The following is a 13,321-nucleotide window of genomic DNA, read 5'->3' as shown; positions in this document are numbered from 1 at the left end:
AAGCTGTTACAGAAAGAAAGGGCTCGGTTGGAAAAGACGTTCAACGTCAGGAATATATTTCTTATCAACTAAGAACATAACTACGTGGTCATTTTGCTCAATCATGGTGCGATCGTGGGCAATAAGAACCTCTTCTCCACGAACAACTGCGCCAATGGTTGTACCGGGTGGCAGTTTGATTTCACTGATGGCCCGGCCAACTACTTTTGACGTACTGGCGTCACCATGGGCAATCGCCTCAATGGCTTCAGCTGCACCACGACGTAGCGATGATACGTTAACGATATCAGCTTTACGAACATGGGTTAGTAATGCAGAAATGGTTGCTTGTTGGGGGGAAATCGCAATATCAATGGTGCCACCTTGGACTAAATCAACATACGCACCACGTTGAATCAACACCATTACTTTTTTCGCGCCTAAGCGCTTAGCCAACATGGCTGACATGATATTGGCTTCATCATCATTGGTAACGGCAATAAACACATCAATCTGTTCGATATGTTCTTCACTAAGTAATTCTTGATCTGACGCGTCACCACAGAAGACGATGGTGTCTTGCAACATTTCCGATAGGTTTTCGGCACGTTGTTGATTATGCTCGATTAATTTAACACTGTAGTTTTGTTCTAAGCGGCGAGCTAAACCTGCACCAACATTACCACCACCAACAATCATTAACCTTTTATAGGGTTTCTCTAATCGCTGTAGTTCACTCATTACTGAACGGATATGGTTACTTGCTGCGACAAAGAACACTTCATCGTCAGCTTCTATAATGGTGGTACCTTGGGGGCGAATTGGCTGACCCTGACGGAATATGGCTGCTACGCGAGTATCAATGTGCGGCATGTGCTCGCGCAGTGCTGATAATGCGTTACCCACCAGTGGGCCACCGTAATAGGCTTTCACTGCCACTAAGCCGACTTTTTCTTCAGCAAAGCTCACCACTTGTAATGCCCCTGGATATTCGATTAAACGTTCAATGTAATCGGTAACCAATTCTTCTGGCGCAATAAGGTGATCAACAGGAACCGCGTCAGATTGAAATAATTGTTCTTTTTCACGTAAGTATTCTGGTGAACGAATACGAGCAACACGGTTAGGGGTGTTAAATAATGAAAACGCAATTTGGCATGCGATCATGTTAGTTTCGTCAGAGTTGGTTACTGCAACTAACATATCAGCATCTTGCGCGCCGGCATCACGAAGTGTTTGCGGGTGGCTCGCAAAGCCTTGAACAACACGCAGGTCGTATTTATCTTGCAGTTCACGAAGACGTTCTGGGTTCTTATCAACGATAGTTATATCGTTATTCTCGCCAACAAGGTTTTCAGCAAGAGTGCCGCCAACTTGTCCAGCACCGAGAATGATGATTTTCATAGCCTATGCCTGATGAAGTAATGCCAACTAACAGTCACTGTGCCATAAAATCGACAGTAAGTGGCGTATAAAAGAGACTAAAAAGCGGAATCTTGAAGCCAAGTTCCGCTATTATTAGTAATTTATCTTAGTTTGCTTTGGTTAATACTGCATAGTAAAAACCATCCATCGCCTCTTCGCCGGGTAAAATTTGGCGGCCAGGAGAGGCAGGATCGCTATCGATTAAGGTTGCGTCAGCTGTACGGCTTAAGAATGCTTTTACTTGATCGCAGTTTTCTTGCGGTGTGATTGAACACGTTGCATAAACCAAAGTACCGCCTGGTTTTAACTGTAACCACATAGCATCAAAAATCTCAGCTTGTAGCAATGCTAATGCTGCGATATCTTCGCCTCGACGTAACCATTTAATATCAGGATGACGACGAATAACGCCTGTTGCAGAACAAGGTGCATCCAGCAAAATGCGATCAAATTTTTCGCCATGCCACCATTGCTCAGGATAACGTGCATCAGCACATAATACTTGTGCGGTCAGATGTAAACGTTCAAGGTTTTCATGCACTCGTTTAAGACGATTCTCATCACAGTCAATCGCCACCACTTGTGTCGATGGTACGCGTTCCATGATATGAACTGTTTTACCACCAGGCGCGGCACAACAATCAAGAATCAATTCGCCGGGTTGTGGTTTAAGGTAATCCACAGCAAGTTGTGCTGCAGCATCTTGTACTGAAACCCAACCATCACTAAAACCGGGTAATTTAGTGACATCACACGGTGAAATTAAACGCAATGCGTCTGCTGCTTGTGGGTGCAATTCGGTTGCAATACCTTCTGCATCCAATAATGCACGGTAAGTGTCACGATCATGATGGTGACTGTTTACTCGTAACCACATTGGCGCTTTAGTGTTATTAGCTTCACAGATGGCGGCGTAGTCATCAGGGTAGCTGGCTTTAAGTAATTTCAATAACCAACTTGGATGGCCATATTTACCTGCGTCATGACTAACCGCTTGTTCATCTAACGCTTCTTTTTGACGTTGGTAACTACGTAAAATGGCGTTAATTAACCCACGTAATTGCGGTTTTTTAAGGGTTTTTGTGGCATCGACTGTTTCAGCGACTGCGGCATGAGCAGGAATACGCATATAACCTAATTGATATAAACCAACTAAGATTAGGTGATGGAAAACACGTTGTTTACCTGTCAGCGGCTTCTCCATTAATGCTTGAGTGATTGACTCTAATCGAGGTAGCCAGCGTAATACGCCGTAGCAGATTTCCTGCAATAAAGCATGATCACGTTCTCTAATATTCTGCTGCGCTAACGGTAGCGCGGCAGACAATGACTGCCCTTGATCGACGACCTGATATATTACTTTGGCCGCAGCGGCTCTTACATTCATAGCTGTTTCCTGAACGCCGTTGATGCTGGCGATACGTGGTTAATCTGAAAAAGAAAAGCCAGTGACTTAACCCTGGCCTTGGTGTTTAAAGTTGGTTACCGACTTGGAACCATTCTCGACGTGAATTTAATAAATCCGCGACTGACATGGCTTTTTTACCAGGAGGCTGCAGTGACAATAAACGCAATGCACCAGTTGTTGTTGCGACTACGATACCGTGTTTATCTGCCGCTAAAATCGTACCCGGTAGTTGACCTTGATTGTCTTCTTCTACACTGGTTTGCCATACTTTGATAGTTTGCTCAGCAACAGTGAAATGGCTCATTGGCCATGGGTTGAAAGCTCGCACACAACGCTCAATAGCTGCTGCGTCCATAGTCCAATCAATTTGTGCTTCTTCTTTGCTTAATTTCTTGGCGTAGTTTGCTTGACCGTCATCTTGTTTGGTCGCAACCGCAGTGCCATTGGCAATCGTTGTTAAACACTCAATCAATGCACTTGGGCCAAGGTTTGCTAATTTTTCATACATAGTGGCACTGGTATCGGTTGCCGTGATGGGTAACGTTGCGACTTGTAGCATGTCACCCGTATCAAGGCCGATATCCATTTGCATGATAGTGACGCCAGTCTCGCTATCACCTGCCCAAATTGAACGTTGAATAGGTGCTGCGCCACGCCAGCGTGGCAAAATTGAACCATGAACATTAATACAACCGAGTGGTGGTGTATCAAGTACTTCTTGAGGCAATAATAAACCGTAAGCAACAACAACCATGATATCGGCTTCAATAGCTGCCAGTTGTTGTTGAGCTTCAAGGTTACGCAGCGAGGCTGGTTGGAACACTGGAATATCGTGTTCTACGGCGATATTTTTCACCGGGCTTGCAGTGAGTTTTTTACCGCGACCCGCTGGGCGATCGGGTTGGGTGTAAACCGCAACAACTTGATGCTGTGAAGACAATAACGCCGCCAAATGACGGGCGGCGAAGTCAGGCGTACCTGCAAAAATAATGCGTAATGGTTTACTCAAGATAACCTCGAATGGTGATGTTGTTAGATAGAACGTTTTAGTTTTTCTAATTTGCTTTTAATGCGTTGACGCTTGAGTGGCGATAGGTAATCAACAAATAGCTTACCAGCAAGGTGATCTAATTCGTGTTGAATGCAAATAGCAAGTAGGTCTTCTGCTTCAAAGGTCAGCGGGTTGCCGTCACGATCCAATGCGGAAACAGTGATGGTTGCTGCGCGAGGAACAAAACCTCGAGCACTTGGTACTGAAAGACACCCTTCTTCAATGCCTTCATCGCCATGAGCTGCCGTAATTTCAGGGTTGATTAGCACCATTGGCTGATCACGTTGCTCAGAAACATCGATAACCACGATTTGTTGATGAATATCGACTTGAGTTGCAGCAAGGCCGATACCTTCTTCTTCATACATGGTTTCAAGCATGTCATCAATGATCTGCTGAATTTGTGGCGTGATCGCCGCAACGGGCTTGGCTACAGTACGTAGACGGTCATCTGGAAAGATTAAAACTGGCAATAGCGACATAAGGGCTCGAATTCGTTAACGGTTACTAGAAAGATACAGCGTTGTTGGTCTAATTCTAGTCATTTTAGCACTCAAATAACAGTACCGAATGCGCGTGGCGAGGGTTAACCGAAATTAGAGTCATGAAATAAAGACCACTTTTCGCTAAAAAATTAATGTTAGCTCTTAGCAAAGTTCAGGCTTTGTCGATGTAACAGGGGTTATCAAATCGTGATATAAGCCGAAAAGCGCTTGGCAGTGATAGTTAAACAGTCGACATATCAAATAGCTAATGCCAATCTTTGCCAATATGAGTGATTATTTTATTATCGCTAGGTCGCAACTTGTGCAATCGAAGGAACGGATCACATGAGGCAATGGGTTATTATCGCGAGTTTTATTCTTTTTATGCCGTCGTTGGTTGCCGCGCCACAACCACAGCTAAAAAATAGTCATCCTGAAATTTATGTGGTTAAAAAAGGGGATACGTTATGGGATATTTCGGCTGTATTCTTGAATAACCCTTGGTCATGGCCGCAGTTATGGCAAAAAAACAGCTATATAAAAAACCCGCATTTAATTTATCCTGGCGATCGCTTACACCTTATTTGGGTTGACGGTAAACCGCAGTTAAGCCTTAAAAAACAACTTAAATTGTCACCAGAGATGCGCGTAGTACGCCAGCCTATTACTTCGTTGCCTGGTTATTTAATGTTGGCGTATGTGGCTCAAGATAAATTGATCAGTGCTGATGCGGTGACAACCCAACCGCAAATTCTGGGAACCAGTGAAGAGCGCGGCTATCTTTCTGTTGGTGATGTGCTGTGGGCTGATCAGTCATTGGTTCCGACCAGTCAGTGGCGAGTATATCGCTTAGAACAAGATTTTGATCGTGACGACAGTGCTAATGAAACGGCTAACTCTGCCATTAAAGCGACTATATCAACCTTGAAAGAGATTGCAGATGTCACTGTTATTGCAAGTGATGGTGAGATGAGTCAGTTGAAAGTGGATGACTTTCAGCAAGAAATTATTCCCAATGATATTTTATTACCTTTATTAGGCATTGATGGTCAAGCGGATCTGTCATTTTCGCCAACTACGCCGCCCGCGTCGTTATCTGCGACCGTGTTAGGCCAAATAAGTGGCTACAGTTATATTTCAAATTATGATGTGGTGGTATTGGATCGTGGTCATCTTGATGGCATGGTTGCAGGACAAGTGTTTGAGTTGTTTAAGCAAGGGGCTCAGGTACAAGGTAAAAAAGGTCAATATCATTATAAAAATAGCACCTTATTAACGGAGAGTACTCAACTTGGCACCATCGCTGTTGCACAAGCGATGGTATTACGTCCTTATGAGTATTTTAGTTTGGCGGTGGTGCTTAATAATCAGCAACCGTTTAAACCTGGCGTGGTTGCTCAAGCCCCACGTTTGTAATGGTTATGACAGAAACTGAGCTTATTGCATGGTTACAACTTGCGGCTGTCCCTTCATTAGGTGGCAGCCGCATTCAGCGCTTGCTTACTTATGCGACGCCGTCGCAATTGGTAACAATGACAACTGAGCAATTACAGCAATGTGGTTTAACGACGAAACAAATACAGGCGTTTTTGCACCCCAATCCATCGCGGTTACAGTTAGCATTACAATGGCAACAAGTTCCGCACCAGCACATTTTGACCCTCGACTCCCCCCATTATCCTCATTTATTAAAACAAATTTCCTCTCCCCCCCCATTATTATTTGTTCGTGGCGATCTTTGTTGTCTCGGTGCGCCACAAATTGCGGTGATTGGTAGTCGGTCGGCATCGATCGATGGTCGTGAATCGGCGTTCCATTTTTCAAAAGCATTAGCGACTAATAATTATGTCGTGACCAGTGGTTTAGCGTTAGGGATTGATGGTCAAGCACATCAAGGTGCGTTGCAGGCGGGAGGGTTAACCATTGCCGTATTAGGTTCTGGGCTTGATCAAATTTATCCTGCGCGACACCGTTCTTTGGCTGCCAGTATTGCAGAGCAAGGGGCGTTGGTGTCCGAGTTTTGGCCTGATGAGCAACCTCGCCCGCAAAATTTTCCACGACGTAATCGCATCATTAGCGGCTTATCTACGGGAGTGTTGGTGATTGAAGCCGCGCAAAAAAGTGGATCATTGATAACAGCACGTTATGCGTTAGAACAAGGACGAGAGGTTTTTGCGTTGCCCGGTTCGATTCATAATCCTGCCAGCCGTGGTTGTAATGCGCTGATTAAATCAGGTGCTAAACTGGTAGAAAGTCCGGCTGATATTTACGAAGAGGTAGGAAGTCTGACAGAATGTGCAATAAGTAATCAAATAGGTGTGCCTTTAGCAACGAAGGAAAATGAAGAATTGCCATTTCCCGCACTGTTGGCTAACGTAGGCACCGAAGCAACACCCGTAGATGTCGTTGCTGAACGCTGTAAACAACCCATCCACCAAATTTTACCGCAATTATTAGAATTAGAACTGTCTGGTTGGGTGACTGCAGTGCCCGGTGGTTATATCAGAACGAGGAGGGGCTAGTTATGATGGATATTCTTATGTATCTATTTGAAACCTATATTCAAAGCGAAGCAGAGTTGTTAGTCGATCAAGATGAACTCTCTGAAGAGCTTTTACGTGCAGGTTTTCATCAGGATGATATTTACAAGTCATTAGAGTGGCTTGAAAAACTGGCTGCTTTACAAGAAACAGAACACACACCGTATGTTAACCATAGTGCGATAACATCGATGCGCATCTATACCGACAATGAAATGTTGCGAATGGATACGGCTTGTCGTGGTTTTCTACTTTATCTTGAGCAAATTGATGTATTAAATATTGATACTCGCGAAATGGTCATTGATCGCGTAATGGAACTCGATACTCAAGAATTTATGCTTGATGATTTGAAGTGGATTATTCTGATGGTGTTGTTTAATGCGCCAGGAAACGAAGCGGCTTATGATCAAGTAGAAGAATTATTATATGGCGCAGAAGATGGAGTTCTACATTAATAATGACAACTGATAGTGATCCATTGTTTGCTGCCCATGAACAGGCGTTACAGCATCAATCATGCCCACAATGTAGTGCTGATTTAGTGATGCGTTTTGGTAAGCATGGGCCATTTTTAGGCTGTGATCATTACCCTGAGTGTGATTATATTCAACCACTCAAACAAAATGATGGTCACATTGTTAAACAGCTCGATGTGCCCTGCCCTGAATGCGCTCAACCATTGGTATTACGCCAAGGTCGTTATGGTATGTTTATTGGGTGTTCGGCATACCCTGAGTGCCATTACCTCGCATCACCAGAAAAAAAACCGCAACAAACACATATTGATTGTCCTGAGTGTCATCAAGGTCACTTAGTTGAACGTAAATCACGTTATGGCAAACTGTTTTATGCGTGTGATAAATATCCACAATGCCGCTTTGCGGTCAACAATAAGCCTGTTGTTGGCGTTTGTCAGCAGTGTGGTTTTGGGTTGTTGATAGAAAAGAAATTAGCGAGTGGCATTAAATTACAATGTGCTGATCGTAAATGTAATGCTTATCAGGATACTGAAAAATAGCGATAATATTGAATAATATCAATAAGCCTGCATTACGATGCAGGCTTTTTTGTTTGCGGTATTTAGCGTGGTAATGTCGGAAAATCTTGTGGTGATAATTGCTGCCCTAACAATATTAATTGGTATTGCAGTTGTTCGGGTGTTGCAGCGCAAATATTGATATGCCCCATTTTCCGGCCAGCTCGTTTTTCTTTGCCATACCAATGCACATGACAGTTTTCTAAAGCCAATACCGCCCTCGGTACGTTATCTTGTCCTAAAATATTGAGCATGGCGCTTGGACGAATAAGCTCGGTGCCACCTAATGGCAAGTCACAAACCGCACGAAGATGGTTTTCAAACTGACACGTTTGTGCCCCTTGTTGCGTCCAATGGCCTGAGTTATGAACGCGAGGTGCAATTTCATTGACCAATAAATCACCATTAACTTCAAAAAACTCTAAAGCTAATACGCCAATATAATTAAGTTGTTCAGCAACCGCGGTAAACATCTGTTGCGCTTGTTGTTGCAGTGTGGTGTCACCAACAATGGCTGTTGAAAGGCTGAGTACGCCATCAGTGTGTACATTTTCACTGAGGGTATAGGTTTTAATCTCACCTATAGCATTACGAACCCCAATTAAAGACACTTCGCGATCAAAACCTATCCATTTTTCGGCCACAATCGCCTGGTTATTGGTTACAGCAATGCAGTGCACCATTTCGTTCCATACTGATTCAATTTGATCGTGAGTTTTTAAGCGCCATTGGCCTTTGCCGTCATAACCGCCTAAAGCACTTTTTAGCACTATAGGTAGGCCTAAGGTCGTGATAGCGGTATCGAGATCTGCACGAGTATTAATAACAAAATAGGGCGCATTGGCAACGTTGGCATGATCTAATAATGTTTTTTCGATACGACGATCGCCACCGACCTTGATGGCATCTGGATGAGGCTTAAATTTACCACTTGCGGCGCAGAGCGATAAAATATCTGAGGGTATATGTTCAAATTCAGCAGTGATCACATCGACAGTAGCAATGGCTTCAATCAGTGAGAGTGATTGGCGTTGTTGAGTCAGTGGGTGTACAACATTAGCACTAACAACATCATAGGCGATGACAGTAATATTTAATGGTGCACCAGCTAACGCCATCATTCGTGCTAACTGCCCAGCACCCAGTACTAATACTTGATTCATTACGCATCCTCAGTAGGATTTGGGTTATCAAGTACGGTATCTGTTTGTTGTTGTCGGAACGCTTCCACTGCGGCTAAAACTTCGGGGTTATGCGTGGCAATTATTTGGGCAGCTAATAATCCTGCATTCGCAGCACCCGCTTCACCAATCGCGAGCGTGCCAACTGCAATCCCTTTTGGCATTTGTACTATCGACAGCAATGAATCCATGCCCTTTAAAGCGCGAGATTGAACGGGAACGCCTAGCACTGGCAAACTGGTAAAAGCGGCAGTCATACCGGGTAAATGTGCCGCACCGCCAGCACCAGCAATAATGACACTAATACCACGGCTACGTGCTGTTTCAGCGTATTCCGCTAATAGGTGAGGAGTTCGGTGGGCTGAAACCACTTTAGTTTCGTAGGCAACATTGAAGCGTTCTAGCATTTCCGCTGCATGTTGCATGGTTGGCCAATCAGATTTTGATCCCATGATAATTCCAACTTTCATTCCAATCTCCTATAGGTAATGAACAACTAAAGTGTAACTTACGCCATTATACGGTGATTTAGCGCAAAGGAAAACGTTTGCGTTGGTAAAGTTACGCTATGATTAACCATCAATGGTGTTGTTACGCATGTGTCGGTATGATGATTACCATAACTAAAAATAAAATATCAGCTGAATAAAAACAGGGGAATTTGTGGCAAATATTACACAAGTCGTTACAGCACTAAAGCAAGGTCAAGTGATTGGTTACCCAACAGAAGCTGTGTTTGGTGTCGGTTGTGATCCTGATAATCAACAGGCTGTTAATAAACTATTGGCATTGAAACAACGGCCAATGGAAAAAGGTTTGATCTTAATTGCCGCTGATTATGAGCAGTTATTGCCGTATATCGATGATAGCCAATTAACACCGCAACAAAAACAAGCGGTGTTAGCCTCATGGCCAGGGCCTGTTACGTGGGTAATGCCAACTAAAGCCAATGTTCCTGTTTTTTTAACGGGCCAGTTTTCGACCATCGCAGTTCGAGTGACCGCGCATCCGTTAGTTCAACAACTTTGTCGTGAATTTGGTAAACCGATAACCTCAACCAGTGCTAATTTAACCGGACTTGAGCCGGGGCGTACAGTGGCTGATGTAGAACAACAGCTAGGGGATAAACTAGCTGCAATATTGAATGGTGAGACGGGAGGACGCAATAATCCTTCTGAAATTCGTGATGCCCAAACGGGTAATATTTTCCGTCAGGGGTAATCCATGATTGATCGTAACCAGATAGATCTAAATAAAACTGCCGTAAAAACTTTTTTGCTTCAACTTCAAGACACTATTTGTCAGGCTTTGGCACAACAAGATGGCGGTGCTGAGTTTGAACAAGATCAATGGCAGCGCGAACAAGGTGGTGGTGGTCGTAGTCGTGTATTACACAATGGGGCGGTATTTGAGCAAGCTGGGGTTAATTTCTCTCATGTTTATGGTGATGAGATGCCAGCTTCTGCAACCGCTCATCGTCCAGAACTTGCGGGACGACGGTTTGAAGCCATGGGGGTATCATTAGTGATTCATCCTCATAATCCTTATGTGCCGACATCCCATGCTAATGTGCGATTTTTTATCGCAGAAAAAGACGGTGAAGCGCCGGTGTGGTGGTTTGGTGGTGGGTTTGATTTAACGCCTTTTTATCCGTTTGATGATGATTGTCAGCATTGGCATGATACTGCGAAAGCGATCTGTGCGCCGTTTGGTGATGATGTTTATTCACAGCATAAAGCATGGTGTGATAAATATTTCTTTTTACCCCATCGTGATGAAACGCGAGGTATTGGGGGGCTGTTTTTTGATGATCTCAACCTATGGGGCTTTGAAAAATGCTTTGCTTATACTCAAGCGGTTGGTCATGGTTTTATTGATGCTTATATACCGATTGTTGCTCAACGGTATGGGTTACCTTATGGTGAACGTGAGCGTGAATTTCAGCTTTACCGTCGTGGGCGCTATGTTGAATTTAACTTAGTCTATGATCGTGGCACTCTGTTTGGTTTGCAAAGTGGTGGTCGTACTGAATCTATTTTAATGTCGATGCCACCTTTAGCGCGTTGGGAATATTGTTATCAACCCCTGCCAGATTCGGCAGAAGCACGTTTGAGTTGTGATTACCTTCACCCTCGAGAATGGTAAATTGGCAGCAGCAATGTTTGGCAGTAATTTCATCCAGTGGTAGGGTCGATATATCGGCCCTTTTATTTGAGTAATGGACTATGGACAAATATATCGTGGTGGGCAATCCCATCAATCACAGTAAATCTCCTTTCATTCATACCCTTTTTGCCCGTCAAACCAGCCAGAAGATGGAATATTGTAGTCAGCTAGTGGCACTCGATGGCTTTGTAACTGCAATGGATGCTTTTTTTGCCGATGGTGGTAAAGGCTGTAATATTACAGTGCCTTTTAAAGAACAAGCCTTTGAGTACGCGACCCAACTTACGCAACGGGCTCAATTAGCGGGTGCAGTAAATACGTTAAAACGCCTCGATGATGGCGGTATATTAGGTGATAACACCGATGGTGAAGGCTTGGTGCAGGATTTATTGCAACAACAGGTCGCACTGAAAGATAAACGTATTTTATTAATCGGTGCTGGCGGTGCTGCGCGAGGGGTGATTTTACCTTTATTAGCTCAGCAGCCACAGACACTCATTATCACTAATCGAACGTTGACCAAAGCCCAACAGTTAGCCGCACTATTTACCGAATATGGTGATATTGAAGCGTTATCTTTTGATGCTTTAGGTGAGCAGAGTTTTGACGTGATCATTAATTCAACTTCAGCGAGTCTGAGTGGTCATGTTCCTGCCGTGCCAACAGCTGTTATCGGTCAACATACCTGTTGTTATGACATGGTCTACGGTTCAAGTGTGACGGCATTTAATCTCTGGGCGCAACAATACAATGCGCTTAAAACGATTGACGGTTTAGGAATGTTAGTCGGACAAGCCGCAGAAAGTTTTATGCTATGGCGAGGATTACGCCCAGGGGCTAAACAAGTACAACGTGAATTAAGACGCCTTTTACAAGAGTAAAATTACATGAACCAAAATATATTATTTGCTGATATTCAAACTTGGCATTCAGATCAGCAAGCTATTCACTTTCCAGCCCAGCAAGGTGGCGCACTGATCAATTGTTGGTTGCCATTATCATGGTTACAACAGCAAAGTGAATGCGCATTATCAACACCAGAAGCTATTATCACGACTTTTATTGAATATCGATTTGATATTGAAGATATTGCTGAAGCCATGATTGAGGATGAAGATTTTAATGATAATGGCGATATTGTTATTAAATAAATAGCATCACCACGACCAGGTATAATTATTGGCTAAGGTATTCATCCTTTAATTGAACATAATTAGTTGCTGATTGAGTTAATGACATTAATTCTTGTTCTGTCAGAGGCCGGATTTGTTTAACAGGACTTCCTATATAAAGGAAGCCAGAACAAAGCCGTTTCTTTGGTGGAACTAAACTTCCCGCTCCAATAATGACATCATGTTCAATAATGGCACCATCTAAAATAATGGTTCCCATACCTACTAAGACACGATCTTCAATCTTACAGCCATGCAACATCGCTTTATGACCCACAGTTACATCATTACCTATAATAAGTGGATATCCATCAGGGTTTGTAGTGCTAACTCGACTAACGTGCAGAATGGAACCATCTTGAATATTACTGCGTTGGCCAATATGAATGTGATTAACATCCCCACGCGCAACAACCAAAGGCCACAAACTACTGTCTGTTCCAATGTTAACCTTACCAATAATGACTGCTGTGATATCTATATAGACATTATCGGCTAGCTGTGGCGTGTGATTTTGGTAATGGCGAAGAGCAAATGTCATAACAATGCTTAATTAGTCAAATTATGGTTTTACCATAACTAATATTTCGAGTGATTAACAACCAAAAAAGTAGCGGTTGATCGTTATTTGGACGTTCGGGAAAATATGACAAATTTATTGTACTTTAGCCCTTGCTAATGTGATCGAACTCTCTATACTACGACCTCACTGACACGGAGCAAGCCATTGGCTAGCAACGAAATCAGTATTGTTCTTTAACAATTTGACCATGCAATCTGTGTGGGCACTCGTTGAATAGTTAAGTCGAAAGATTTATCAATGAACTGAGTGACCAATACAAAATAACGTAAGTTGTTTTGGCACAGTCAATTCA

The 13,321-nt window shown here is 43.4% G+C and carries 15 protein-coding genes; 8 read left to right on the top strand and 7 right to left on the bottom strand.

Annotated elements, in window-relative coordinates; all coding sequences use genetic code 11:
* Positions 1–6 precede the first annotated feature (6 nt).
* From trkA to def, 4 genes are all read right to left on the bottom strand, one after another.
* Positions 7–1,383: a Trk system potassium transporter TrkA gene (gene trkA / locus C9I86_RS18445; RefSeq protein WP_036789046.1), complete on the bottom strand. Its 1,377-nt coding sequence runs from the start codon at positions 1,381–1,383 to the stop codon at positions 7–9.
* A 127-nt stretch (positions 1,384–1,510) separates the two neighbouring features.
* Positions 1,511–2,791: a 16S rRNA (cytosine(967)-C(5))-methyltransferase RsmB gene (rsmB, locus tag C9I86_RS18440; RefSeq protein ID WP_107277145.1), complete on the bottom strand. Its 1,281-nt coding sequence runs from the start codon at positions 2,789–2,791 to the stop codon at positions 1,511–1,513.
* Positions 2,792–2,876: 85 nt separating this feature from the next.
* Positions 2,877–3,821 (bottom strand): methionyl-tRNA formyltransferase, encoded by a 945-nt coding sequence (fmt, locus tag C9I86_RS18435; protein ID WP_107277144.1) that lies wholly within the window; start codon positions 3,819–3,821, stop codon positions 2,877–2,879.
* Between the two features lie 23 nt (positions 3,822–3,844).
* Positions 3,845–4,345, bottom strand: a complete 501-nt coding sequence (gene def / locus C9I86_RS18430) for a peptide deformylase (RefSeq protein ID WP_080159084.1) — start codon at positions 4,343–4,345, stop codon at positions 3,845–3,847.
* 348 nt (positions 4,346–4,693) lie between these two features.
* Between def and C9I86_RS18425 the strand changes: the two genes are divergently transcribed.
* From C9I86_RS18425 to C9I86_RS18410, 4 genes are read left to right on the top strand one after another with little or no spacing between them, the layout of a single operon-like run.
* The gene (locus C9I86_RS18425) at positions 4,694–5,764 is read left to right on the top strand and encodes a LysM peptidoglycan-binding domain-containing protein (RefSeq protein ID WP_080159085.1); all 1,071 of its coding nucleotides are present in this window, start codon (positions 4,694–4,696) and stop codon (positions 5,762–5,764) included.
* Entirely contained in the window at positions 5,764–6,870 is a 1,107-nt protein-coding gene (gene dprA, locus C9I86_RS18420) for a DNA-processing protein DprA (protein WP_369926264.1), read from the top strand. Before C9I86_RS18425 ends, dprA begins: the two co-directional genes overlap by 1 nt.
* Positions 6,871–6,872: 2 nt before the next feature.
* Complete coding sequence (locus C9I86_RS18415; RefSeq protein ID WP_080159086.1) at positions 6,873–7,346, top strand: DUF494 family protein; 474 nt, start codon at positions 6,873–6,875, stop codon at positions 7,344–7,346.
* Between the two features lie 2 nt (positions 7,347–7,348).
* Complete coding sequence (locus C9I86_RS18410; protein ID WP_107277143.1) at positions 7,349–7,909, top strand: topoisomerase DNA-binding C4 zinc finger domain-containing protein; 561 nt, start codon at positions 7,349–7,351, stop codon at positions 7,907–7,909.
* Between the two features lie 62 nt (positions 7,910–7,971).
* Here the strand turns inward: C9I86_RS18410 and C9I86_RS18405 are convergent, their stop codons facing one another.
* Together C9I86_RS18405 and purE are read right to left on the bottom strand one after the other, a co-directional pair.
* The gene (locus C9I86_RS18405) at positions 7,972–9,090 is read right to left on the bottom strand and encodes a 5-(carboxyamino)imidazole ribonucleotide synthase (protein ID WP_107277142.1); all 1,119 of its coding nucleotides are present in this window, start codon (positions 9,088–9,090) and stop codon (positions 7,972–7,974) included.
* On the bottom strand, positions 9,090–9,578 hold the full coding sequence (gene purE / locus C9I86_RS18400) for a 5-(carboxyamino)imidazole ribonucleotide mutase (RefSeq protein ID WP_080159089.1): 489 nt from the start codon (positions 9,576–9,578) through the stop codon (positions 9,090–9,092). The genes C9I86_RS18405 and purE overlap by 1 nt, the downstream gene beginning before the upstream one ends.
* A 193-nt stretch (positions 9,579–9,771) precedes the next feature.
* Here purE and tsaC point away from each other — a divergent pair, with 193 nt between their 5' ends.
* From tsaC to C9I86_RS18380, 4 genes are all read left to right on the top strand, one after another.
* Entirely contained in the window at positions 9,772–10,329 is a 558-nt protein-coding gene (gene tsaC / locus C9I86_RS18395) for an L-threonylcarbamoyladenylate synthase type 1 TsaC (protein WP_107277141.1), read from the top strand.
* 3 nt (positions 10,330–10,332) lie between these two features.
* The gene (gene hemF, locus C9I86_RS18390; protein WP_107277140.1) at positions 10,333–11,253 is read left to right on the top strand and encodes an oxygen-dependent coproporphyrinogen oxidase; all 921 of its coding nucleotides are present in this window, start codon (positions 10,333–10,335) and stop codon (positions 11,251–11,253) included.
* Between the two features lie 80 nt (positions 11,254–11,333).
* Positions 11,334–12,155: a shikimate dehydrogenase gene (gene aroE / locus C9I86_RS18385; RefSeq protein ID WP_107277139.1), complete on the top strand. Its 822-nt coding sequence runs from the start codon at positions 11,334–11,336 to the stop codon at positions 12,153–12,155.
* Positions 12,156–12,161: 6 nt separating this feature from the next.
* Complete coding sequence (locus C9I86_RS18380; RefSeq protein ID WP_080159093.1) at positions 12,162–12,425, top strand: DUF1488 domain-containing protein; 264 nt, start codon at positions 12,162–12,164, stop codon at positions 12,423–12,425.
* Between the two features lie 25 nt (positions 12,426–12,450).
* Here the strand turns inward: C9I86_RS18380 and C9I86_RS18375 are convergent, their stop codons facing one another.
* A complete protein-coding gene (locus C9I86_RS18375) occupies positions 12,451–12,987 on the bottom strand; it encodes a gamma carbonic anhydrase family protein (protein WP_080159094.1) in 537 nt (178 codons plus the stop codon).
* Positions 12,988–13,321 lie beyond the last annotated feature (334 nt).

The sequence above is a fragment of the Photobacterium sp. NCIMB 13483 genome (genome assembly GCF_003025475.1).
Classification (GTDB): Bacteria; Pseudomonadota; Gammaproteobacteria; order Enterobacterales; family Vibrionaceae; genus Photobacterium; species Photobacterium piscicola.
Note: the sequence above shows the minus strand (reverse complement) of the source record. Positions and strands in the feature narration are given on the sequence as shown.